The sequence below is a fragment of the uncultured Roseibium sp. genome, from assembly GCF_947499295.1.
Taxonomy (GTDB): Bacteria; Pseudomonadota; Alphaproteobacteria; order Rhizobiales; family Stappiaceae; genus Roseibium.
The window spans coordinates 187,298-211,910 of sequence record NZ_CANMNP010000003.1 but is presented as its reverse complement, the minus strand read 5'-3'; the positions used below and the strand labels follow the sequence as shown (position 1 = coordinate 211,910).

Below are 24,613 nucleotides of genomic sequence, written 5' to 3'. Positions count from 1 at the left end.
TTTTCTGAAACCGAAGTTTGCATGCCGCGTCTCAGCGGGGCAAGCCCTCTCGCATTGTGACATGGATCATTGGGAGACGTCCGCTAACCGTTCAGGACGTCCTTTACGGTGGTGGCAAGCTGCTTGAGTGTGAACGGCTTCGGCAGGAAGAAGAACTTTTCACCTGGTGGAAGGTTTTCTTCAAACGCATCTTCGGCGTAGCCGGAGACAAAAATGATCTTCAGATCCGGGCGGGTCTTGCGCAGTTCCACAAGGAGCGTTGGCCCGTCCATCTCCGGCATCACGACATCGGAAACCACGAGATCGATCTCACCGTCTGTCTCTTCCATGACCTCAAGCGCTTCATTGCCGGATCCAGCTTCGTAGACAGTATACCCGCGTGACGCCAGCGCGCGTGCGCCGAATGCGCGGACAGCTTCCTCGTCTTCAACCAGAAGAATGGACGCGGACCCGGTGAGATCTGCGACCTTTTCCGGTGCGCTTTCCTTCGGCTCCGGCTTTTTCTCTTCAACAAACTGAGGAATATGGCGTGGAAGAAACAGCCGGAATGTGGTGCCTTCATCCACTTCAGACGTACAGAAAATGAAGCCGCCGGTCTGCTTGACGATACCATATACGGTGGACAGCCCAAGCCCCGTTCCCTTGCCGACTTCCTTGGTGGAGAAGAAGGGATCGAAGATTTTTTCCATCACGTCGGGCGGCATGCCGTGGCCGGTGTCGTCCACTTCAACCAGCGTATATTCACCAGGTGGCATACCACGGGTATTTTCGAACTGAGTGCTTTCCGCCTCTTCCACGTTGCGGGTGCGGATGGTCAGGCGGCCACCGTCAGCCATGGCGTCACCGGCGTTCACGGCCAGATTGACAATCACCTGTTCCAGCTGGTTCAGGTCAGCCATAACCGGCCACAGGTCTCGGCCATGGATCACCTTCAGCTCAACTTTCTCACCAAGCAGGCGATCGAGCAGGATCGACAGATCCGCCAGAACGTCATTGAGTTCAAGCTGCTGAGGCCGCAATGTCTGGCGTCGCGAGAAGGCCAGAAGCTGACGAACCAGGCCGGCAGCTCTGTTGGCATTCTGTTTGATGTTCATGATGTCCTGGAAGGACGGATCGGTTGGCCTGTGGCTGGCCAGAAGAAGATCGGAGAAGCCGATAATAGCGGTCAGAACATTGTTGAAGTCGTGGGCGACACCTCCAGCCAGCTGGCCAATCGCCTGCATCTTCTGGCTCTGCGCAAACTGAGCCTCCAACGCACGTTGCTGCGTCGTCTCGAGCGCATAGATAATCGCAGCCTCGCCGTCTCCCTCACCTTCCTGAACAGCAGAAACATAGAAGGTTGCCGAGCGAGGATCGTTGCCTTCGACAAGCGCAATGTCGACCGGCGCGATTTCACCGATGCCATGAGCTGCAGCGGTCAGGGCTTTGGAAAGGTCTTCCCGGCCACTGTCGGCGACATAGGCTTCCAGTTTGGGAGCTTCGTCCCCCGTATCGACGGCACCGAACAGCTTCAGGAAGGGGGCGTTGGTGCGCAGCACACGGCCTTCCTTGTCGAGCGAGGCAATCGCCATTGGGGTGTTGTTGAAGAACCTTGCAAACCGGACCTCCGCTGCCCGCAGAGCTTCGGAAACTTCCTCTCCGCGCGAACGGTTGAGCACCAAAGTACGGCTGTCCCCAGGCTGTCCGTTCTCGCCAAACGGGACCCGGTGCAACAGGCGAACCGGTAGACCGCGTCCATTTCGAGCAACGAAGTCAAGGTCAAAGGTCTCGCTCTTGACCTCACCCGCCTGCCCCTTGATGGACCGGATCAGTTCGGTACCATCTCCGCGAACGATGCTTGAGAGATCCAGATCACCTGCATCGAACTGGGCAAGATCGTAACCAAGCCAGTCAGCCAGTGTCGCGTTCAGGTAGACGATGCGACCGTTTGCATCGCAGGAAAAGAACCCAGCCGGCGCATGGTCCAGAAAATTGATAACCCGCTGAAGTTCCTGAAAGGAATTTTCCTGCTCCGCCCTGTCTCGCGTAATGTCGGCAATCTGCCAGACTGCCATCGGTTTGCCACCGCCGCGATCCTTGGAAACCTGCAACGGACGGATTGAAACCCTGTACCAACGGGCTGTCCCCTCTGCACGGCCGAGAGGAAACGGCATGCGGATCTCTTCTTGGGCCTTGCGCTCATCACGCATGGCTTGCGACAGACGGAATATCGCATCAGCAGCATCCGGATCAGATGAGAACACCCGCTCCACGACCTTGATATCGGCAGACGTTTCAGCACCTGTCAGATCCGCATAGGATTTGTTGGCATAGACAAGCCGGCCCTCGACATCCGTGATCAAAGCTCCGTCTTCAAGCGTATCGACAAAGGCAGAAGCAAGTGGATTGGATTCCCCTGGCCGCGCAGACAGGCGCAGAAAGCCGATAGCGCCAGCAAAGAGGCAGAAGACACCGACAACGGCAAGAATACCAAGCAGCGCGAGAATAAACGGCTGCGCCACTTCACGGTCCATGACCGCAAAGGCTGCTGCCGCTCCGACGAGCAAAAGGGCCAACCCTATCAGCAGGCCGATATTCCCGGATCGCTCGGGCCGGCTGATCATCGGCCCGCTTGGCGCTCCGTCCATGTCACTCATGCATCGTGTCTCCCAGGCCCGATTCGTTTCTAAAAAGGGCCGCTCTTAAGCATTCTGTGCTTACTAGCTAATTTCAACTGATATGAAGCCTGTACCTGTTGAAATTCACCTGTTTGCGCACTCTTTGACAGATGATCGTGAAACGAAGGCTTAATTTGCGCGCCAAGACGCACGTTTGCGCATGCGGAAGACGAAGCCAATGACTTCCGCCACCGCCTTGTAGTGCTCCTCAGGCACTTCATGATCGATGTCGACGGTTGCGTAAAGCGCCCGGGCCAGTGGCGGGTTCTCAACAACCGGAACCTCGTTCTCCTTGGCAATTTCTCGCATTTTTAGCGCAACTGCATCGGTTCCCTTGGCCAGGCAAAGCGGCGCTCCCATGCCATCTTCATATTTGAGCGCCACGGCAAAGTGGGTCGGGTTGGTAACCACAACAGTGGCCTGTGGAACCGCAGCCATCATGCGTTTGCGCGAACGTTCCATGCGCAACTGGCGGATCTTGCCTTTGACCTGCGGATCACCTTCGGTCTGCTTGAACTCTTCCTTGACCTCGCGCAGCGACATCTTCTGTTTGTTGAACCATTTGTTCTTCTGGTAGGCGAAATCGGCGGCCGCGACGACCGTCATCAAGGCAAGGATCGCAGCCAGCAGCTGCAGGACCAACACCCTCACCTCTGGCAAAATGATGGATGTCTCAGCAAATATGATGATGTCAGCTTCGTCCCGATGCGGCCATAACACCACCACCATGATCGCCCCGACAAGGCAGATCTTCGCCATGCCCTTGGCGAAGTTCACAAGACTATCCAGCGAAAACAGACGTTTAAACCCGGAGGCCGGCGAGATCTTCGACAATTTCGGCTTGATGGTCTCAACCGTGAAAAGGGGCTGGTGCTGCACCAGATTTCCGGCGACAGCCATCAGAACGAGTGCAATCAACGGCAAACCGACAATCAAGGCAACCGATTGTCCGGTGTCCCGCCACAGGACCTTCAGCGCATACCCATCCATAGGGATCTGATGAGCGTGTTCGATATAACCCTTGAGCAATTCCCCAAGCGAAACTGCGGTTCCCGGTGCAAAAATCGCAATCATCAGCGTCGCCCCGGCCAGCGTGAACCAGGTGCTTACTTCTTGCGATTTCGGTACGTCCCCCTTTTGATGCGCATCCCTTAAGCGCTTTTGCGTGGGGTCCTCAGTCTTCTCCGAGTCGTCGGTATTGTCAGCCATCTGAAGGCACTACCCCACGATGAACTTGCCGAGCGATTCCTGAAAGTGTTCCAGATAGAACATCATCAGCGTCGCAATCAGCGCCATGAGAAGAAACATGCCAATCGCGATATTCACGGGCATGGCGATAAAGAAGATCTGCATCTGCGGCATCAGCTTGTTCAAAAGCCCGAGGCCGAAATAGAACACCAGACCCACAACCAGAAACGGCGCACTCATGCGCGCGGCAATGGAAAAAACATGCGCGACGGTTTCCGTGGCATTTGCTGCAAAATCACCGACGGGCGGCGCGGTTCCGGGTGGAAACACGGAAAAACTGTCATGCAGGGCCGCAATCACCAGATAGTGGGTGTCTGTAACGAAAACCATGGTTATGCCGAGAAGTGACATGAAGTTTCCGTAAAGCGCACCTTGTTGCCCGTCATTGGCAAGATCGGACCCTAGAGCAAAGGCCAGACCTGACTGGTTGGCGATGATCACACCTGCGGTCTGAAGAGCTGACGTAATCAATTTGGCACAAAGACCGATGCCGAACCCGATTGCAAGTTCGCCTCCAAGAAGCGTCAGCAATTGCGGGGCATTCGCCGTCAGGTTGGCCGGATAAAGCGGTGCCCCTATCGGATAAAGAACCAGGGTGAGCGCCAGTGCGATCGTCAGACGAAAGCGGGTCGGTATTGTCGTTTCACCAAGTGCTGGAAGCAGCATGACCATCGTTCCGAGCCGCGCAAACATAAGCATGAATGCGGCGGCCATATCGGGTAGGAAATCAAGCTGTATCGTCATAGACCCTGGTGTCCTAGCCGGTATTCAGGATCATCTCGGTGACGCGGCTCATGAAGGCTTGAAGCAACTGGCTCATGAAGGGCAAGGTGACGAGGATCGTTACAAAAATCGCAAGAATTTTTGGCACGAAAACCAAAGTCATTTCCTGGATCTGCGTAAGAGCCTGGAAAAGCGCGATCACCACACCGACAAGCAGCCCGACAACCATGGCCGGAGCCGCCACAAGGATCATAGTCCACACACCTTCCCGGGCGATGTCGAGAACTTCACCTCCGGTCATGGCGCATCCTTTGAGAAAATTCGGTCAGATCGGCATCCTCATGATTTCTTCGTAAGCTGAAATGACGCGGTCGCGAACGGCAACCATTGATTCCAGGGCAATTTCGGTTTCAGCAACTGCCGTCACCACATCGACGACATCCGCCTTGCCTTCAATCATGTTGAGCGCCTGACTGTCGGCCGCTTGCCCCTTGTCGACGACGGTTTCCACCGCCTCTTTCACCATCTGGCCGAAATCGACCATGTTCGTCTGCTGAGGTGCCGTGTCCTCCACTGCGCGTGCCTGCTGCTGCAGCTTCGCAGCCATTTGATAAGCATTGTTGGCAATTGACGCGGTAGACATTTGATGGGTTCCTTCCCCTTGTCAGCCCCTGAAACCGTTAGGCTTTCAGAATATCGATGGTCCGTTGCAGCATCTTGCGAGTGGTGTCGATCACGTTGAGGTTGGCCTCATAGGACCGCTGTGCTTCGCGCATATCGGTCGTCTCGATCAACGTGTTCACGTTCGGCTGAAGCACATAACCATTCTGGTCGGCTGCCGGGTGCCCAGGCATAAAGGTCGATTTGAAGTCGGACGTATCCTCCTCCACCTTGCCAAGTTCGACGGTTTTTGCCCCCAGTTCCTTGTCAAACTGGCTTTTGAAAGTTGGAACCTTGCGCCGGTAAGGCTCTTCGTCCGGCGTTCGCGCAGTCGAATTCGCGTTGGCAATATTTTCCGAAATGATCCGCATGCGCCCGCTTTGGGCTTTCAGCCCGCTTGCGGAAACGAACAGGGATTTGATCAGGTCCATCTCAACGGTCCTCTAGTTCAAACGCTTTTCGACAATGCGGTACGGATCAGACCAAGGCTCTTTGTGTAAAGCGTTGTGGCCGCCTGATAGTCCATCTGGTTTTCCGTGAGCTTCATCATTTGCTCTTCCAGATTGACGTTGTTACCGCTCGGAGTGACTTCAAATCCTTCGTCTTTCACGATCTTGGCAGACGCAACCCCGGATATGCTTGTTGAAATATGCCCGACCTTTGTCGTTGACGTTGCCAGACCGAAGGTCTCCCGGCCGATGTGATCCGAAAACGAAAAGGGTTTGACGTCGCCGGCACCAAAGCCAGGTGTGTCTGCATTCGCGATGTTTTCCGCCAGGACCCACTGACGGGTCTGGTGCCATCGCATCTTTGATTTGAGCGCCTGAAACAGCGGCAGATCCGTCATAGTCATGGCATTCACCATTCGTTAACCTAGTAGGCAATGATTGCCTTTCAATTGGTTAATGAAAAGTTAACAAGCCACTACCCTAACTGCCTGAAACCCCTCAAAAACCAGTGGAAGAGCTCAATTTCCTTTGCATTTCGCGAAATCGGAGACACCCCCAACAGGCAAAAATTGCCTGGTTCTGTTAACTTTGAGTCCTAGAGAGATTCGCGAGGGATCAGCAACCGGATACGAAGAATTGCAGGCGGCGGGCGTGAATGGCAGGTCACTGGAAACGTCAGAAAACCAAGCGACTTGATGCGACAGCCAAGTCCGAATGCCGGAAGCCTAATTACTGGGGATAAGGACCGATTTTCCTCAATTGAGACAGCAACACCAAATATCCGGAAATCGCAATCATCCCGCTGGCGGGGCGGCACGAGGGTCAAATGTACAATTGGATTGAGTCGACTTTTAACGTGAGCGGAGGCGTCACCCAGGCAATTGCCGTCGTTTTGGCTCTCGCAGTCGTTTTGCTGCTGTTCAGTCTCTTCATTTTCATCTTGAAACGACTGATGGGTGCGCGAGCCCCGCAAAACCGGAACCGGCAACCCAGGATCGCCGTCATGGACAGTGCAAGCGTGGACGCGCGTCGTCGCCTGATCCTTATCCGAAGAGACAATATCGAACACCTGTTGTTGGTCGGCGGCCCCAGCGATGTTGTTGTTGAACAAAATATCGTCCGCAACAGCCCCCTGCCGAGCGGCAGGTCAGCCGGTTATCCCGCCCACGGTGGAAACGGGCAGGTCAAAGGCCCAAGCGCGCCTGGGCCCGATATACCGGCAAGGCCCGACGAACTGATGCCCGACACGGACCCGGTTCCTGCAGCACCGCCTCAGACGAGAACGCCTCTTCCAACGCCGGCAGTCTCATCGCAGGTTTCAAAGTCGGCCAGCGTCAATGAAAGCAAGGCTCCGGCGGCCCCCTTAGAAAGCAAACCGATGGCCGCATCGCCGGCGCCATCCCTTTCGACCCAGCGACGCCCCTCAGCACCCCGTCCGGAACCCGCTTCAGAAAAGAACCACGCGGCTGATCTGCTCAAGGCAGCAACGCAAAACGGCTTTTCTCGGTCAAAGCCACCTGTAGACGAGACGTTGGCTGGAGAACCAGAGACACCGGCAGCTCCCACCCAGGCTCCTGAAGTCAAGCTTGAAGTCCCGAAACAATCCGCGCCTGCAGCCGAGAAGGCCCCGACGACCTTCAAGACACTGGCGCGCCCGTTTTCGCCAAAAGACCGGCCGTCCTACGGCACACAGTCAATTACACCGCCAGCATCTGGTCCGGCTGCACGTGCGAAGACGGCGTTGGTCAAGCCGGTCGAACCGCAAGTCAGAACCGATGTGACAACCGAAGCATCGGTGATGCCCGAAATCGCGGTCAAGTTTGAGGAACCGGGAAGCAAAGCTCCATCTATCACTGCACACACACAAAGCTCAGAAGATACGCCGGAAGTTTCCTTGGCGGCAGATGAAGGCAGCCAGGTCACCGAAGCAGCGCTCCTCGCCGATCTTGTCGAAAACAACACGGAACAAGCCGTCGAGATGTCATCGGATGCGGTCCAAAACAAGGATCAAGAGCCCGCACAGAAAACCGATGAACCTCCGGCGGTAACTGCGGAAGCAACGACTGCAGAGAATTCGACAGACCCGACACCTGGTGAGACGACGGGCGAAGCGGCACAGTCGCACGACATCAAACTCGAGATGGATGACCTGATTGAACCGGTCGTCGAGGCAAAGAGTGACGAACAGCCTCAGGAACAGTCTCAGGGCTTGGACACGCTACGGGCGATCAAGGAACCGAAAGAGCCGGCGAGCGGCCCTGCCGTCGCACCTGTAAGACCGGCACCAAAACCCACGCAAGGACTTGGCGACAAAAATCCGATCGAAGACGAGATGGCCAAGATTCTCGACGAATTGGGCGGACAGCCGAATTGATGGCAGGACTCAGTCGCACGATGCGGTGGAACCGGTGGTCTTTGGTCACGACGTTGACCGCCGTGCTTTTGGCGATGCTCGCGTTTCCCGCAGCTGCACAGGAGATTTCTGTCGGGTTCGGCGAAGATGCGACACTGACAGAGCGCGCCGTTCAGCTGGTCATATTGCTGACCATTCTGTCGCTTGCACCGTCCATTCTGGTGATGGTCACGAGCTTTACCCGAATTGTCGTTGTTCTGTCGCTGCTGCGGTCGGCAATTGGCCTGCAGACAGCGCCTCCCAACATGGTGATGGTCAGCCTGGCGATCTTCCTGTCAGCGTTCATCATGATGCCGACATTGCAGGCCGCCTACGATGCCGGCGTTCAGCCCATGATCGATGGTGACATCGAGTTTGACCAGGCGTATGAGCGTGCGTCGGAACCCTTCCGGGATTTCATGCTTTCGCAGGTCCGTGAAAAGGACCTTGCCCTGTTTCAGGAACTCTCAGGTCGGGATGCTCCTGAAAGCCCGGAGGATCTTGCGATGGCGACGCTCATTCCGGCCTTCATGATCTCGGAGTTGCGCAGGGCATTTGAGATCGGCTTCCTGCTCTATCTTCCGTTTCTCATCATCGATCTCGTTATCGCCTCAGTACTCATGTCAATGGGCATGATGATGTTGCCTCCGGTCGTTATCTCGCTGCCCTTCAAGCTGATTTTCTTTGTTCTGGTTGACGGCTGGAACCTGGTGGCAGGCTCACTGGTGAAGAGTTTCGGAGCCGGATAGCGTCTTTTTTTAGAGTGCCTGGTTTTCATAAATCCAGTCGCAGACGGCAAACGTTAAAAGTAGAAGAAAATTAACATAGTAATGTAACTATTATTCCAAATCTTCGGGCTGTTCCGCCCGTGTAGTCAATTGGAATTTTGGTGATACAGGAACAACTTGAGCAACTTGCCCGGATACGAGAGCCGGAAGCAAGATCAAAGCTCATAAGAACGCTCGTTGGCGAATATGCCCGCTCCGAGGATCACGACCCCTCGGAAACGGAGCGTGAGCTGTTTTCCCGGATCGTTCTGTCCGTTTTTGAACAGTTGGATCGCTCAGCACGCTACGAACTTGTCGTTCGGCTTGCCAAGACGGATCGCATCATTCCAGATCTTGCGGATCGATTGGCAAAAGAAGACTACGAACTGTCTGAGCCCGTCATTGAATGCTCGCCCATGATCAGTCAGGGAGAGTTGATGCAAATCGCGAAATCGGGCGGAAACAACAAACGACTTTCCGTTGCACGCCGTCAGGACCTCAGCGAAGAAATCACCGACACGCTGATTGCGCGCAGCAGCCGCAACGTGGTCAATGCACTGCTTGAAAATCTGGATGCGCCCTTCTCCGTACGGGGAACGCTGGCACTGCTCATTTTCGCCAACACGGAGGCGGAAGTCCTTGCAGGTATCGCAAAGCGCGCGATCAAGGACGAAGATTTTCTGGAAACCCAGATGCATATTCTGGAGACCAACTGCCCACTCATCCCAGCGCCTCTCAAAAAGGCGCTGGAGTCAGGCGAACTGAAACGACTGGCGTCCAGGATCGACGATCCGGAACGCGAAGGCGACATCGAACTGGATGGACTGCAATATTCCAGGCATGAAGCCAGCATCCAGATTGCCAACGGCGAACTGTCCTTTGACGCAATCCTGCGAACCTTGTTCGAGCAGGACCGCATGGATGCTGCAATCTGGCTGATCAGCCGCAAGATCAATCTGGCCGATGATGTCGTGGCAGACACTCTGAAGTCGGACGCGGACGGCGCGATCCTGAGGCTGATGCTGCAGACAGGTATCGACGACAAAACCTATCGTGATTTCCTGAAAGCAAGATGTGGCTGGTTGGACCGCAGCAGCCGATCCATTCCTGAACTGGTAATGCGATATAAGGCGGAACTCAAAAGTCCGCGCCAGACCCATGTCGCACCGCAATTGCAACGCGCTGCCAACTAAAAATCCTTTCAGATCCTGAGAGAACCTGTGACGTGCGCCCACGGTGCGCACTGACCATCCGGCCCGGCTCTGGTTAGATTGATGATCGCAAGACCATGCGCTTATCAGCCAGCAGCTTCTTCGGCCTCGGGACCGGCAGCGGCCTGTCCCCTGTTGCTGTCCGGCGACATGTACTGGCGGCGATACTCTTTGAGGAAGGTTTCAAGAGAATCGACATCTGCCAGAGCATTGGCCACTTCCAGGAACTCCACACCTTGTGTCTCGACCGGACGGGTCACGACCTCAAATGCCATTGCTTCCTGGCTGTCTGCCATCTTCTTCATGTATTTCGTCTGCAGGCGCTCCAAACTCAACTGGTCGCCGGCAAGTGAGTAGGCAATACCGGCGCGCAGGATGTCGCGGCGTTCAAGTTCGTCCAGCGGAATATTGTCCGACCAGCGTGAACCGTGCATCGCCTCCAGCTGTTCACCCGCATCTCTCCAGCTTTCTGCTGCCCAGAATGTATCAGCGCGCAACCGGTCGACATCGGACCCGCGCATGTTGCGGACCAATTCCAATGCAAGATCGGGGCGGCCGTTTTCGGTGAGCGCCCTCGCCTCGACAATGTTGCGTTGCCGCTCCAGCGTCGACGGAAGACTTGCTTGCCGGGTCCTGTTCAAGACCCGAAGCGCTTCGTCGGCTTTCCGGTCCATCAGGTAGATCGCCGCGAGGTCTGCCGCAATTTGCGCACGTGCGGCTCCCTTAAGGCGGTTATCAACCTGATGGCGCAGGAGTTCCGTTGCCTGATTAAGCAAATCCACTTCGACAAGCCTTTTGGCCAACAGGCGTACCATCTCGTCGCCTTGACGCCCGATCGGTGTCATTTCGCGGAAGTCGTAATAAAGAGCCAGTGCTTTAACGGGCTGCATTTCATCTGCTTTCCCGTCAAGGAAAAGCGAATTGAAAAGGCCGTTCATTTCCTCTTGCAGCAGGCGTGTTGTGTCGGAGTCGGGCTCTGCCTGAACAGCCGATTTCATTGCCTCAAAGGCTTCTCGATATTGTCCCCGTTCCGCATAAAGCTGTGAAAGGAAACGGAGCGTCTTGAGTTCGATTTCATCCCCACGCCAGGAAGTGGCGAGGCTGGCAAGCCGATCGATCGTTTCATTGTTGTCTATTTCGCCGTCGCGGTACCGGATCCTCAGAGCCCGGTATTCAGCCTCCGCTGACCGGGGGCGGTCATCAGAGCGAGTGACAAGATCAAACACTGTAAGCGCTTCCTGGGACCGGCCCGAAGCGTCAGCAACCCGGCCGCGCAAGATGTCATAGCGCGCGGCTTGTGCCTGTGTGACTTCACTCGGTTCGATCTCCGCCAGAATACCGTTGGCAAGGCCGAAATCATTGACCTCGACCATCGCCTGCGCAGCCGCGAGCTTGAATTCGGTCTGTATCGCCGGGGGATAATTGCCGACAACCGCACGACCGCGCGGCATTGCGATCCGAGCCGGCGTCCATTTGCCAAGTTTGACATCCACAATAGTCTGCCAGACCGCAGCATCCGGGCTGTTTTTCAGATCCGGCCGGTTCAGGTGCATATAGGCTTCTTGAGGGCGATCAGCCATCGTCTGGGCAGCGCCCATCATCAGATTGAACGAGCTGTCTTCGGCAAGAGCAGGCTCTTCTTCCAATGCCAGCTTCATCAACCCGAGCGCTTCTTGTGCAAACTGGTGCGCCAGGTAGAAACGCGACAATGCCATAAGCGGTTTACGGCGTTTTCCTTCCGGAGACCTCGCAAGCTTGGCCTGCAGCTCCAACAACCTTGACCGGTAAGCGCCCGGCCCTTCCGTGCTTAAGGAAACGAACTCAACATTGTTACTATCATCCGGTGCAATGATGGAATTGAAAGCGCCGGTGCCGCCGCGCAAATGCCGACTGGAAAGAGAAAGACCACCTTCCTTCTCAATCATCACATCGTCACCGAGAATTTTCATTTTCAGCTCGTCGGATTTTCCGACGATGGCGATGCCCTGAGCAGAACTCAATGCATCAAGTTCGACAAAGCTCTGTTGTTTCAACAGACCCCGGGGGGGGCCGAAGCCGGTGACAAGTGAAATCTTGTCGCCTACGAACGGGTCAACAACCTGACGAATGTTTTGGGGATCCTGATAGAGCACGCGCAGCACTGAACCACCATCACCACGCACAGTCCGCTCCAGTTTCAGCGGCCGGGAAGGCTCCAGGATCATGTCCCCGATAACCAAAGACCATGCGTTGCCGTCCGCGCCAACGGTCGCAAGAACGGGGTCGTTCATGTCAAGGCGGAGGATCTGATAGTCTTCGAAGTGTTTGACTGCGATGGTGTCCACAGTCTCGGCAAGCGCCGCGGCCATGCCGCGTGTATCGATGGTGGCATCGGTATCGAACACCAACCAGATACTGTCGTTACGCCGAAAGACCGCGCTGGAAACTGGTTCGGAAAACGGAAAGACAACCCTAACCGTGTTGCCGATCCGGCGCGCTTCGGCAGACACGATCTTGCGCGCCTCTGCCGCAAAACTTGCGGGCGGCGTTTCAGGCGAAGGCATTTCATTGGCGTCGCGGCCACCTTCGGCGCGCCAGACCTCTGGCGCGTTGTCCGGTCGTGAAGGCAGCTGTATGCCCGCAGGCACCTCGCCGCCTCCAAATGTGCGCTGCTCCCGCACTTCAACTGCTTCATTTGGAGCCGGCACATCGGGCTGACTGTCCGGCACGGCAGCCTCGACCGGCTGCAAAGTCGGAATGCCATTGCTTACGGGTGCAGCTTGCGTCTGACCGGGCTTTTGCTTGGAAAGGTCCAACATGGGCGCTTTGCGGACAACGTCGCCTGCAGCCGGTGTTTCCTCTTGCGTCTGAGGGACAGTCTCCGCCTGTGCCAGCACCATGGGTGCGGGCGCGCTGTCAGTCTCTCCAGCAACCGAAATAGTCGCAGTGATCAGGTTGTCATCTTCACTTTGCGCATCTCCGGTCGAAAGCAAGCCAGATGCTACTACTTCGGGCGCAGGAAGCGTTTCGACCGCCGGAGCGGTCGTTGTGGCAACTTGTGGAAGGAGATCAATCTGTGTTTCAGCCGTTCGGACACCTGCCGGCGGACCCGCCTCCGCCGCCAATTGCGGCGGTGACGGTTCCTCGAAGCTTGGTTTCGTGCGAGGCACCATGGCGATCTGCAGGCTTGAACCAACGGCGGTTTCTTCGCCAGACAGCACCTCCGGTGATACTACCGTGGCCTGATCAGACTGTTGTGCCTGTGGGGCCGCCGCCTCTGGCGCCGCCGCTCCGCTATTACTGCGATCGATTGGCATAACGGTATAGGCTGGTGAATCGTCCGCCGTCGATTCCTTCAAAACCCCGCCACTGGCGCTTGACGTTTGCGCTGGAGGCAGACCCCGTGGATCGTCTACTTCGCGTGTATCGCGCAGACCGGGCGCGCTGATCATGTTCTTGCGGTTTTGATTGTCTTCAACCGACAGCTCTTTGTTGATCAGTGCATTGGCCGGATCATTCACCTGCATGTTCTCAGGCGTGACGTCGATCACGTAGGTCTGTTCCTCACGGAAAGCACGAATATCGACCGACGGCTCGACGCGCATCAGAAACTTGAGTTTGCCCTTGTCCAGAAAAGAGGTCGCATCGATGACACCTTGCGGCAGATGAGCGCGCAAGTGGGCAATGTCGAGTTGAGCCGGATGATTGAAGGTCAGCTTGATGATATCGTTTTCCCGCACGAAAGCGGTGTCGAACTTGATTGACCAGTCAAAGACCAGACGCGTGAATGTCGGATGTTCCCCCACGTGCAAGGTAACTTCCGGTCCTTCCTGGGCTTTCAGCCGGGCTTGTTCAAGCGCGCGCACCTTGCGCATTGCGGCTTCGGCACGCTTGGCAAGTTCTCGAACCACATCGTCTGGAAGTCCGGGAGGCAACCCCTGCCAGTCCATTGGCAGAATGTCGACAAAAAGCTTCTCACCCGCTTCAAGAGTGTTGATCTGGTATTGATTCTTGAGCGCAAAACGGATCGCGCTGCCATCAGGGTCCCGGCGGGCGATCGTGACGTAGTTGCCAAGATCAAGCGGCACATCGTCCACTTTGATGTCGATTGGCTCTTCAAATGAAATTCTGAGGACGCCACCCGTTATCACCGCATCGTAGATCGGCAACAGCGTGCGGTCCTTGAAAGTCAGAACGATCCGGCCGTAGCGCTCTTCCTGAATGGAATCGAGCTCCACCGGCTCGAGCGTTTGGGCCTCGGCTGTCGTGCTGAGCGCGACGGCAAGCAACAAAAAGCAAAAGAGCACAGCGTGAAGAAGACGCACCAAAGCACCCGCACTGCCGACGCCGACAGATCCGTCATTCTTCTGCAATGTCAAGAACGGTACCCGCAAGTTGCCCTGTCCTAAAACGACGCCAACACGCTATTGTTAATGAGCTGTCCTTAACGTGCTCTTACGCGATCCTTTTAAATCCGCTCATTTCTGCTCAATTTGACGGTATTTTCGGAAGCGTATCGCTCGGTGGAGCCTTTGCCTGCATCTGTTGCTCAGGCTCAGGCATTTTCGTCGAATTGCTGGCGATCGCCACAGTCAGCTTTTCAGCAGCTTCCGGGGACATCTTCGCCAGGATCGCCGCCATCTTCCGCGGCTTCATCTGTTGAACGACCTTCATGAGAATGGGCAGGCTAAGCCGGTTAAATATGCGCGCCGCATCCTTGGGCTTCATGTTTTCATACATGGTCACAAGGTCGGCAATCTCATCCTTTTCCTTTTGCTTCTTCTTGCCGACGGTCTTTTCGATGCGTTGCTCGAGCTTCTTGAGCTCATCAAGACGATTCTGGATGCGTTCTTCGGTTGCCTGCAGAAGTTTTTCGCGAAGATCAAGCTGGCCTTCCTGCTCCTGCAAATTCTCGCGTCGCTTGCCCAGGCTTTCCAGAACTGCCCGTTCGGCAGCTGAACCACCGATTTCCAAACTGTCCGGCAAGACAGGCTGGTCAGGTAGATCTCCCCCTCCCGGCGGCGCTGGTAGCGCCGGTCCATCGGCGCCGGCATTTTCAGCTTCGGCACCTCCGGTCTCCTGAGCAACCGCAGCATTGATAGGAAGACTTGTGCTTTCAGGTCCCGCGACAAGCCCGAGAAGCTTGAGCGCGAGCAACGCACTTGCAGAGATCCCCAGCAATGGAAGCAATCTCAGGTTCATGCAGCAGCACCGTTGCGTTTGCGGAATTGTTCAAGGCGCGCTGTCGCTTCCGCCGCGGCGCTTCTGATGTCGGATGTTCGGCTGCTTCTGGGGCGTTCCGGCTCGGCCGCCAGTGCCATTGGTGCCTGATAGGGATCAGGATAGCCTGGTGCCGGCGCACCATATTGCGTTTGTTCGCCTGGCGTGCGAACCGGATAGGCTTCGCCTCGTCCCCCCATAGCCTGGCCAGGACTTGCAGCGCGGGCAGCTTCGGCAATCTGGGTGATCCTGGTGAAGATCTTTTCTCCTTCACCGATCTGTGAAACGAGGGCGCTGGACATCGTTTCAGCTTGTTTCAGGCGGCTACCAAGGTTCTTGTCTGCATCGGCCGCCGTTGTCTTCAGGCCAAGAATTGCCCGTTCCGCTATTTCCGTCGCCGTCATGAGTTCGGAAATGGTTGCCCTGAGCACTTCTTCATCGGCCCGCAGCCGCTGCAGTCTGCGGTTCAGCATCCAGCAATATCCGATCGTGATCAGCAAAAGTATCGCGACCAGCCCTTCGATGATCATTCCGAGTGGCAATGTGCTCATTGTTGGTCCATTTCGTTTTGCATGGCACGCTCGAAAGCAGCCAGGGTCATTTTCGGCTTGCGCAAATTCTTTGCGACGCGGATTGCAATCGCGTCCTCCACTTTTCCAAGCGTCCCTTCAGTCAAGGGAATATTGCCGCATTTGATGGTGACAGAATCCGACGGCTCGACATCAAAAACGAGCGTTTGCCCGACATCCAGGCTCAACACCCGGCCAAGTGGGAGGTAGGTTTCATGTAGAACAGCATCGATGTTGACCTCTGCCGCATGGATTTCCGTTGCAAGGTGACCTTCCCAGATCGGGTCTCGGCCGAACTTTTCGCCCATGAACATCTGGAGCAGCAGGTCGCGGATCGGCTCCAGAGTTGCATATGGCATCATGATCTCGACGGAACCGCCGCGATCTTCCATATCGATGCGCAGTTCCACGAGGATCGCTGCATTGGCCGGTCGGGAAATGGCCGCAAATCTCGGATTGGTCTCAAGCCGCTCCAGATTGAAATGGACCGGGGACAGCGGAGCAAAAGCCTGCTCGGCGTCCTGAAGGATCAGTGCCACCATCTGCTGGACGAGGCCGGTTTCGATTGTGGTATAAGGCCGCCCTTCGACACGCACTGCCGACGTCCCGCGCCCGCCGCCAAGGAGGACGTCAATGATCGAGTAAATCAGACTCGATTCAACGGTAATCAGCCCGAACCCGTCCCATTCCTCAGCCTTGAATACGCCAAGGATCGCAGGCAGCGGAATGGAATTGAGATAGTCCCCAAAACGGACAGAACTGATTGAATCGAGAGAAACTTCCACGTTGTCGGAGGTGAAATTGCGCAGGGAGGTCGTGGTCAGCCGCACAAGGCGGTCAAACACGATTTCCAGCATCGGCAGACGCTCATAGGAGACCATTGCCGAATTGATCAGCGCACGTATGCCGCTCTGGTCGCCGGCAATCGTGTCCTCGATATTGAATCCGAGAAGGTTGTCGATTTCTTCCTGGTTCAACACGCGGTCGGCGCCGCGCGTCGCGTTTTCCAGATCAGGCTCGCTGTCGTCGATCATCGCGGCCCATTGGGCCGCCATGTCATCGGAACTGCCGGCACCCTGCTCTTCTAGAGCGGCGCCCCAGGCTGCGGCGAGATCTTCATCATCATCACCGCCTGCCCCCTGCTCCGCCAAGGCAGCACCCCAGGCATCGGCCATGTCCTCTTCGGACAGATCGTCTTCGTCGTCGACATCAGCCATTCAATTTGTCACTGAACAAGGATTTCCTTGAACAGTACCCCTTCCACCTTCGCCGGATAAACCGACAAATTGATCCGCCTGAGCAATTCTTCCTTCAGACGAAACAAACCGGCAGACCCTTCCAGGTCCGCTGGGCGCAGCTCTCGCAGATAGATCTGAAACGCATCCAGAATGCGTGGCAGATACGGCTGGATCTGATCGATCATTGCCCGATTCTCGACTTCCAAAGCGATCCGGACCTTCAGGTAGGTCGTTCGCCCGTCCGTCGCCAAATTCACTGTCATTTCCGGAAGGTCGTAGAAGACAACCGGCTTTTGCACGGCCTGTGGCGCTTCCGGATCGCCTGACATGACCATTGGCGCGCTGCTTCCCATCAGGAAGTAGTATCCAGCACCACCCGCAGCCAAAACAACGACCAGACCTATTCCGCCAAACAGAAACAGCTTCTTCTTGCCGCCACCGGCAGATTCAGCTCCGTTCTCGCCTTCGTCTTCGGCTGCGGCGTTTTCATCAGTCATCCGGAACTCCGCTCCAGCGGGCGTCACGCGCGCGTCTAATTATTACTAAAGAGTTAATGGTTAACGAAAGGTTACCAATCCATTAACGCGAGTCACCGGGCAAAAATTGCCAAGCGGTTAATTTCTGCCGGAATCTCTTGCCGCACGCATCCGCCTCGTTCAGCTTTTACCCAGATTTCCCAAGGATTTAAAAACTGGCACGCCTCATGCATTAACCTTAACGAGCCCGCAGATCTGGGGAGATTTGGCCGGCTCATCGGGGAGCATGAAGGGATACGTTCACAATGGAGAACGCTCAATTAGTCGCCTTATCAAGGCAATCGATCCTGCGGAATCATCTTGATGTGATCGCCAACAACATGGCGAACCTGAACACATCGGGCTTCAAGTCGCAGAACTTGCATTTCACTGAATACTTGATGCCGATCGCAGAAGGGTCTGCCTTTGAGCCTGCGGACCAGACAATATCCTACGTCGATATGTTCACGACACGGACCGATTTCACACCTGGCTCGATCAAGACGACTGGAAACGACTTTGACCTTGCCTTGAACAGCGACGGCTTTTTCGTCGTGCAGATGCCTGATGGCACAGAGGCCTACACGCGCAGCGGCACATTCCATCTCGACGACACAGGGCAACTGGTGACTGCTGGCGGCGAGCCCGTCATGACCGAAGGCGGTCCGATCACCTTCTCCGTCGAAGATGGCGGCGTACAGATCACCAAAGACGGAACAATCGCAACTGAACTCGGCATCCGCGGCAAGATGCGCGTCGTTGATTTCGAAGATGTGCGTGAGCTGGAAAAAATCGGCGACACTCTTTTCAAGGGTGAAGATCCGGAACCTGTTCTAGCGCCACGTATGGTTCAGGGCGCTTTCGAGAGCTCCAATGTCTACGGCGTTACCGAGGTGACCCGCCTAGTCGAAGTTACTCGCGCCTACAACGCGACTTCAAAAGTTGTCAAAGACCTCGATGAGTTGCGACAGCAAGCCATTTCCACACTCGGCAGATTTCAGGCCTGACGCGCTTTAGGGAAGCAGAACAATGAAAGCACTCCATATTGCAGCAACGGGCATGAAAGCCCAGGAACTGAACGTCGAGGTCATCTCGAACAACGTCGCCAACATGCGCACGACCGGTTTCAAGAAACAAAGGGCCGACTTTCAGGACCTTCTCTACCAAAATCTTCGCCGCATGGGGACGGAGACTTCAGAAGCAGGCACAATCGTTCCGACCGGCATTCAGATCGGGTCCGGCGTGAAACTGGCCTCAACTGCGCGTATCATGTCCCAGGGTTCCCTCGAACAGACCAGCAAGGAACTGGACGTCGCCATCCGCGGAGAAGGCTTCTTCCAGATCGATCTTCCGGACGGTACGACCGCCTTCTCGCGCGACGGCTCATTTGAGCGGGACGCAAACGGGCAGCTGGTAACCGTTGATGGCTATACGATCAATCCCGGCATCACAATTCCGGAAAACACTCAGGACATCACGATTTCCAACACAGGCGTCGTGCAAGGTGTCGACCAGGGCGGCAACACGGTTCAGCTTGGTCAGCTTCAGTTGGCGCGGTTCGTCAACAAGGCCGGTCTGGAAGCCATCGGTGACAACCTGTTCCTTGAAACAGACGCCAGTGGCGCCGCAGTGAACGGAAATCCTGGCGATCAGGGTTTCGGCAGCGTTCAGCAATATTTTCTTGAGATGGCCAATGTCGACGCCGTTACAGAAATTGCCGACCTGATCTCCGCCCAGCGCGCTTATGAGATGAATTCGCAGATCATCCAGGCCGCAGACGAAATGTACTCCACCACCACGAACCTCCGTTAAGTGGGATGGCTGATATGATGAAATATCTGAAACAGGCCATCGGCAGCTTTCTACTGGTGGCGATCACCGGCTCTGCATCCATTGCGGACGACCGACCGGTGTTGCGCTCGCAAGTCATGACATTGTCGGAGATCGTGACAGTTGGCGATTTCTATTCAAATGCAGGTCGTTTGGCGTCCAAACCGCTGTTCCGGTCTCCCGATATGGGAACATCGGGCAACGTACCGGCTCAGCAGGTTGCTGATCGCGCTCGTGCCGCCGGTCTGGATCAAGCAGGAACCGATGGCTTGCGCACCGTCGTCGTGCATAGAGGCGCAACCACATTGAACCGAGACCAGCTGTCCGGCCTCGTTCGCTCTGCTCTTGCATCGCGGAGCGCCGGCGTCGATCCGAAAAACCTGGAGATTAAACTGACCCAGGCGCCGGATCGTATCCTTGCTGACCCGAAAGTGCAGGATCCGGTTCGCGTTGACGGCTTCGACTGGTCGCAGAGCACCGGTCACTTCAAGCTTCGCGCAACTGTGGCCGTGGAACACGGTACCGAACCTTTGATCCTTCTAGGTACTGCAACCGAGATGGTCCATGTGGCCGCCCTTGCCCAGCCGTTGCAGCGGGAAGATATCCTCAGGGAAGAGGACCTGGTCACAATTCGCATGGCACGCACGAAAGTACCGGCGGGCGCACTGATCGATGCAGGCAGCATCATCGGGATGGCGGCACGTGTTAACCTGCGCGCCAACGTGCCCCTGGCCCGGAGAAACTTTCAGCGTCCGATCCTCGTGGACAGAGGCGAGAAAGTCACCGTGACGTTCGAAATGTCGGGCATGAAGCTGACGTCTAGGGCCAAGGCCATCGATGAAGGTGCCAAAGGCGACGTGATCGATGTGATGAACCTGCAATCACGGCGAATTATCCCAGCAACCATCACGTCACGCGGCCACGTACGCGTGCATGCTGCCAATCCCATCATTGCAAGCCTGAACAGCGAGACCAATTGATGTTGAGCACTTCAAATAAAAAAATGCTGGCGGGCATTGCTCTCGCCGCCCTTGCCGCAGGTTGCAGCACAGCAGATCAGCTTGCCGAAGTTGGCAAGCAACCTTCGCTGAACGCCATTCAGGACCCGACAACACAACCCGGCTATCGGCCCGTGCAAATGCCGATGCCTGAGCCGCAGCAAGCCCACTACAATCCAAATTCTTTGTGGCAATCCGGCAGCCGGGCGTTCTTCAAGGACCAGCGTGCGAACCAGGTCGGCGACATTCTTACAGTCGTTGTCACCATCGACGATGAGGCCCAGATCGACAACGAGACCCAGCGCAGCCGCACAGAAGCCAGTGGCGCCGGTGTTGGAGGCGCCCTTGGCACGGCAATCGACACAATCTTTATGCCCGCGAGTACTGCTGCAAGCGATCTCGCGAACGTCAACAGCAACTCCAACTTCCAGGGTCAAGGCAGCGTCGACAGAGAAGAAACTCTTGAGACAACAATCGCAGCTGTCGTGACCCAGGTTCTGCCGAACGGCAATCTGGTAATCGAAGGCCGACAGGAAGTCAGGGTCAACTTTGAGGTTCGTGAGTTGATCGTGGCCGGTATTGTCAGACCGGAAGACATCACAGCAAACAACCGCATTGCCAGCGAACAAATTGCTGAAGCCCGCATTGGCTATGGTGGACGCGGCCAGATCACGACGGTTCAACAGCCGCGCGTCGGCAACCAGGTCCTGGACATTTTGTTGCCTTTCTAGAACTGATCGCTTCTTCAGTCCCCCGGCCGTTTGTCGGTGACGTGTTCTAGAAGCGTTGCAGATAACGGCTGATGACGGGCATGGCGTCTCGCTCCCTGAGCGCCATGCCCGTTCTCGTCTTTCCCGCTCAGTGGCGATTTAGGCCCTAACTGCCTGACAAAGTTTGACAGCCCGCGCATTCTGCCGGAAACAAAAATGATGTGATCGCTTTCGCCCGATTGTCGGGATGACGTGAAGCCAATTTCAGCTACACTAAGACCATAAAATTATCGGCTCGACGGGGTCCCCATGCGCATTGCTCTACTCTCTCTCTTTGCAGTCTTTTTCATGAGCGTCACACCAGCCTTGAGCGCCACCTGTGGCAATGGGCCGGGCGGCTACGAAGCCTGGAAACAGTCCTTTATCGCAAACTCTTCAAGCTATGGCCTGAAAGAGCGCGTTGTGAAGAAGGCGCTTCAAGGCCTCACCTACAACAAGAAGGTCGTCCGGTTAGACCGGAACCAGAAGTCGTTCAAGCTGAGCTTCCAGCAGTTTTATGCCAAGCGGGTCAACAATGCGATGATCAAACGCGGGCAGAAACTGGGCAAAACCTATGCTCGAATCTTCAAAGGTATTGAGCGCAAATACGGCGTCCCGGCACCAGTGATCCTGGCGATCTGGGGACTGGAAACCAACTATGGCAGCTTCTCCGGAAACATGTCGGTCCTGCGTTCCCTGGCAACTCTTGCTTACGATTGCAGGCGTTCCAAGTTCTTCACGAATGAGCTTGTCAACGCTTTGATGATTGTCCAACGCCGCGACATGACGCCCGCCGAAATGAAAGGCGCCTGGGCCGGCGAAATCGGTCAGACACAGTTTCTCGCCTCTTCATACATGAAATATGCGGTCGACTGGGACCGAAATGGCAAGCGGGACCTCGTTCGCTCAATACCCGATGTACTGGCTTCCACAGCCAATTACCTTCAAAAACACGGCTGGCGCCGCGGGCAACCGTGGGGACCGGGAACCGCGAACTACCGGGTTCTGAAGAAGTGGAACAAAGCCAGCGTCTACGTTCAGACGATCTCGGTTATGGCGGAAAAGATCGGCAGTTGACCTGATCATTTGCATCCGGCCAATTCGCGAGTGACAGTCGCAGTTTTGCCGTCATAAAGTTGTAACTCCGGCAGCGCAAAACCGGGGCGGACAGAAGCTGGGTCATTTGTGCCTTGAAAGGCAGAATTACCCCGGTTTCTGCCGTTGTATCAGTCGTATTGAATCAAAAGACCGGCCTGAAAGCCGACTAGGAGCCTCCAGATGTCCAGCATCAAAGATCTATCCTTATCCCGCCGCACATTACTTATGGGTGCAGCGGCAACGGGCTTCTCCGCTGCACTTCATCCTTATTCCGTGCTGGCCAAGGAAGGTACTGCCCATATTCGCCTGATGGAGACGACAGATCTCCACGTTCATGTTTTTCCCTATGACTATTACAGCGACCGTCCCATCGACACGGCAGGACTGGCACGAACAGCCACATTGATCCGGCAAATCCGCGACGAGGCAACCAACTCCGTCCTGGTCGACAATGGCGATTTTCTTCAAGGCAACCCCATGGGCGATTTTGTAGCCTATGAGCGCGGCATGCGCGAAGGCGACATGCATCCGGTGATCAAGGGAATGAATGTCCTTGATTTCGATGCGGCTGCGCTCGGCAACCATGAATTCAACTATGGCCTGGACTTCATGATGAAAGTCCTGAGTGGCGCAAATTTCCCGGTTGTCTGTGCCAACCTGGTCAAGGGTACAACACTTGCCTCAAATGCGCGTGGCGACGACCTGTTCCTGAAACCCTATGTGATCGTCGAAAAGGAAGTTACCGACGGCTCAGGTCAGTCCTACCCGATCAGGATCGGTTTCATCGGCTTCGTTCCCCCACAGATCATGAACTGGGACAGGCGCCATCTTGAGGGAAATGCCAACGCACGCGACATTGTCGACACGGCAAAGGCATTCGTTCCGGAAATGCGTGAACAGGGCTGCGACCTTGTCATTGCCCTTTCCCACTCGGGCATTGACGCAACCGATTATTCCGAAGGCATGGAAAATGCGTCTCTGCACCTGGCTGCGGTTGACGGAATTGACGCGGTCTTCACGGGTCATCATCACCGCGTTTTCCCGGGTCCTGACTACGAAGGTCTCCCGGGCGTCGACTTTGAAAAAGGGACGCTCTTCGGAAAACCGGCCGCAATGGGTGGCTTCTGGGGCTCGCACTTTGGCGTCATCGATCTGATGGTCGAACGGGACGGCAATGGGTGGCGGATCGCCAACTTCATGACGGAAGCACGCCCGATCTACGAAAAGGAAGGGCGCAAGGTCACGCCCTTGGTGGAGAGCCAGCAGGATGTCCTCGACGCCGTCAAGGAAGATCATGAAGCAACCCTTGCCTATGTGCGGCGCCCTGTCGGTAAGACATCTGCACCGCTTCACTCGTATTTTGCGCTCGTTGCCGATGACCCGAGTGTCCAGATCGTTTCGCAAGCCCAGACCTGGTACATTGACCAGATGATGAAAGGCACGGAGTGGGAAGGCCTGCCCATCCTCTCCGCAGCAGCTCCCTTCAAGGCCGGGGGTCGCGGAGGTCCGGACTATTACACCGATGTTCCCGTCGGTGATGTTGCGATCAAGAATGTCGCGGACCTTTATCTCTATCCGAATACGGTGCGCGCAGTTGCGATCAAAGGCAGCACGGTCAAGGAATGGCTCGAAAGATCTGCAGGGATATTCCAGAAAATAGAGGAAGGCGGTAAAGATCAGCCGCTGATCAATCCGGAGTTTCCGAGTTACAATTTCGACGTCATTGACGGCATCACCTACGAAATCGACCTCACCCAACCATCGAAATACGACCCGAATGGTGAACTGATCAATCCGGACGCCAACCGCATCGTCAAGATTGAATTCAATGGTGAACCGCTCAAACTTGACGACACATTCGTTGTCGCCACCAACAACTACCGGGCCGGCGGTGGCGGGAACTTCCCTGGCATCAGTGACGAGGTTGTTGTTTTCGTCGGACCGGATACCAACCGGGACGTTCTCGTACGCTTTATCGTCGAACAAGGCACAATCAACCCATCCGCAGACGCAAACTGGTCGTTCAAACCGGTACCGGACACCACGGTTCTGTTTGAGACCGGCCCGGGCGGTACCGAGCATGCCGGGTCCGTTGAAGGTGTCAGCATTGAGCCTGCCGGTGACGGAACAGACGGTTTCGCACAATATCGGATCAAACTCTGACATTGGAGAGTTGATGGTTTGCTCTCTCAGTTTCTGAGCAAGATGTCATCAGACCACTTGGGCGGGCTTCGAGGCCCGTCCGAGCTTCCCGGTGGGTTGAGCAGTTTCAGTTGTCACCGGTAATAGATCTGACTTTCAGGTATCAGA

21 protein-coding genes are annotated in these 24,613 nt (G+C 55.9%); 9 read left to right on the top strand and 12 right to left on the bottom strand.

Going from position 1 to position 24,613, the window contains the following annotated elements; genetic code table 11:
- Positions 1–83 precede the first annotated feature (83 nt).
- The 7 genes from cckA to flgB form a co-directional block, all read right to left on the bottom strand.
- Positions 84–2,636, bottom strand: coding sequence for a cell cycle histidine kinase CckA (cckA, locus tag Q0835_RS07495; protein WP_298819501.1), 2,553 nt, complete (start codon positions 2,634–2,636; stop codon positions 84–86).
- Positions 2,637–2,786: 150 nt separating this feature from the next.
- A complete protein-coding gene (gene flhB / locus Q0835_RS07490; protein WP_298819499.1) occupies positions 2,787–3,866 on the bottom strand; it encodes a flagellar biosynthesis protein FlhB in 1,080 nt (359 codons plus the stop codon).
- A 9-nt stretch (positions 3,867–3,875) separates the two neighbouring features.
- Entirely contained in the window at positions 3,876–4,649 is a 774-nt protein-coding gene (fliR, locus tag Q0835_RS07485; protein ID WP_298819497.1) for a flagellar biosynthetic protein FliR, read from the bottom strand.
- A gap of 13 nt (positions 4,650–4,662) precedes the next feature.
- Complete coding sequence (gene fliQ, locus Q0835_RS07480; RefSeq protein ID WP_298819495.1) at positions 4,663–4,929, bottom strand: flagellar biosynthesis protein FliQ; 267 nt, start codon at positions 4,927–4,929, stop codon at positions 4,663–4,665.
- A 24-nt stretch (positions 4,930–4,953) separates the two neighbouring features.
- On the bottom strand, positions 4,954–5,271 hold the full coding sequence (locus tag Q0835_RS07475) for a flagellar hook-basal body complex protein FliE (RefSeq protein ID WP_298819493.1): 318 nt from the start codon (positions 5,269–5,271) through the stop codon (positions 4,954–4,956).
- Positions 5,272–5,308: 37 nt separating this feature from the next.
- Positions 5,309–5,719: a flagellar basal body rod protein FlgC gene (gene flgC, locus Q0835_RS07470; RefSeq protein ID WP_298819490.1), complete on the bottom strand. Its 411-nt coding sequence runs from the start codon at positions 5,717–5,719 to the stop codon at positions 5,309–5,311.
- Between the two features lie 17 nt (positions 5,720–5,736).
- Positions 5,737–6,141, bottom strand: coding sequence for a flagellar basal body rod protein FlgB (flgB, locus tag Q0835_RS07465; RefSeq protein WP_298959829.1), 405 nt, complete (start codon positions 6,139–6,141; stop codon positions 5,737–5,739).
- Positions 6,142–6,563: 422 nt separating this feature from the next.
- Here flgB and Q0835_RS07460 point away from each other — a divergent pair, with 422 nt between their 5' ends.
- From Q0835_RS07460 to Q0835_RS07450, 3 genes are all read left to right on the top strand, one after another.
- Positions 6,564–8,111: a flagellar biosynthetic protein FliO gene (locus Q0835_RS07460; RefSeq protein WP_298959826.1), complete on the top strand. Its 1,548-nt coding sequence runs from the start codon at positions 6,564–6,566 to the stop codon at positions 8,109–8,111.
- A 74-nt stretch (positions 8,112–8,185) separates the two neighbouring features.
- Positions 8,186–8,878 (top strand): flagellar type III secretion system pore protein FliP, encoded by a 693-nt coding sequence (gene fliP / locus Q0835_RS07455; RefSeq protein WP_298819517.1) that lies wholly within the window; start codon positions 8,186–8,188, stop codon positions 8,876–8,878.
- Between the two features lie 140 nt (positions 8,879–9,018).
- Positions 9,019–10,089 (top strand): DUF2336 domain-containing protein, encoded by a 1,071-nt coding sequence (locus Q0835_RS07450; protein ID WP_298959823.1) that lies wholly within the window; start codon positions 9,019–9,021, stop codon positions 10,087–10,089.
- Between the two features lie 104 nt (positions 10,090–10,193).
- On the opposite strand, the gene Q0835_RS07445 is transcribed toward Q0835_RS07450, so the two are convergent.
- The 5 genes from Q0835_RS07445 to Q0835_RS07425 all read right to left on the bottom strand — a co-directional run bounded on the left by Q0835_RS07445 (position 10,194) and on the right by Q0835_RS07425 (position 17,610).
- Positions 10,194–14,465: a hypothetical protein gene (locus Q0835_RS07445; RefSeq protein ID WP_298959820.1), complete on the bottom strand. Its 4,272-nt coding sequence runs from the start codon at positions 14,463–14,465 to the stop codon at positions 10,194–10,196.
- A 109-nt stretch (positions 14,466–14,574) separates the two neighbouring features.
- A complete protein-coding gene (locus tag Q0835_RS07440) occupies positions 14,575–15,288 on the bottom strand; it encodes a hypothetical protein (protein ID WP_298819478.1) in 714 nt (237 codons plus the stop codon).
- Positions 15,285–15,857: a DUF6468 domain-containing protein gene (locus tag Q0835_RS07435; RefSeq protein WP_298959817.1), complete on the bottom strand. Its 573-nt coding sequence runs from the start codon at positions 15,855–15,857 to the stop codon at positions 15,285–15,287. Before Q0835_RS07435 ends, Q0835_RS07440 begins: the two co-directional genes overlap by 4 nt.
- Complete coding sequence (fliM, locus tag Q0835_RS07430; protein WP_298819515.1) at positions 15,854–17,050, bottom strand: flagellar motor switch protein FliM; 1,197 nt, start codon at positions 17,048–17,050, stop codon at positions 15,854–15,856. Before fliM ends, Q0835_RS07435 begins: the two co-directional genes overlap by 4 nt.
- 50 nt (positions 17,051–17,100) lie before the next feature.
- A complete protein-coding gene (locus Q0835_RS07425) occupies positions 17,101–17,610 on the bottom strand; it encodes a flagellar basal body-associated FliL family protein (protein WP_298819474.1) in 510 nt (169 codons plus the stop codon).
- Between the two features lie 284 nt (positions 17,611–17,894).
- On the opposite strand from Q0835_RS07425, the gene flgF reads away from it, so the two are divergent.
- The 6 genes from flgF to Q0835_RS07395 all read left to right on the top strand — a co-directional run bounded on the left by flgF (position 17,895) and on the right by Q0835_RS07395 (position 24,466).
- On the top strand, positions 17,895–18,635 hold the full coding sequence (flgF, locus tag Q0835_RS07420) for a flagellar basal-body rod protein FlgF (RefSeq protein ID WP_298959814.1): 741 nt from the start codon (positions 17,895–17,897) through the stop codon (positions 18,633–18,635).
- Positions 18,636–18,657: 22 nt separating this feature from the next.
- Positions 18,658–19,440: a flagellar basal-body rod protein FlgG gene (gene flgG, locus Q0835_RS07415; protein WP_298819470.1), complete on the top strand. Its 783-nt coding sequence runs from the start codon at positions 18,658–18,660 to the stop codon at positions 19,438–19,440.
- Positions 19,441–19,454: 14 nt separating this feature from the next.
- The gene (gene flgA, locus Q0835_RS07410; RefSeq protein ID WP_298819468.1) at positions 19,455–20,438 is read left to right on the top strand and encodes a flagellar basal body P-ring formation chaperone FlgA; all 984 of its coding nucleotides are present in this window, start codon (positions 19,455–19,457) and stop codon (positions 20,436–20,438) included.
- Positions 20,438–21,187: a flagellar basal body L-ring protein FlgH gene (gene flgH, locus Q0835_RS07405; RefSeq protein WP_298819466.1), complete on the top strand. Its 750-nt coding sequence runs from the start codon at positions 20,438–20,440 to the stop codon at positions 21,185–21,187. Before flgA ends, flgH begins: the two co-directional genes overlap by 1 nt.
- 288 nt (positions 21,188–21,475) lie before the next feature.
- On the top strand, positions 21,476–22,282 hold the full coding sequence (locus Q0835_RS07400) for a lytic transglycosylase domain-containing protein (RefSeq protein ID WP_298959812.1): 807 nt from the start codon (positions 21,476–21,478) through the stop codon (positions 22,280–22,282).
- 201 nt (positions 22,283–22,483) lie between these two features.
- Positions 22,484–24,466, top strand: a complete 1,983-nt coding sequence (locus Q0835_RS07395) for a bifunctional 2',3'-cyclic-nucleotide 2'-phosphodiesterase/3'-nucleotidase (protein ID WP_298959810.1) — start codon at positions 22,484–22,486, stop codon at positions 24,464–24,466.
- Positions 24,467–24,613: the final 147 nt, after the last annotated feature.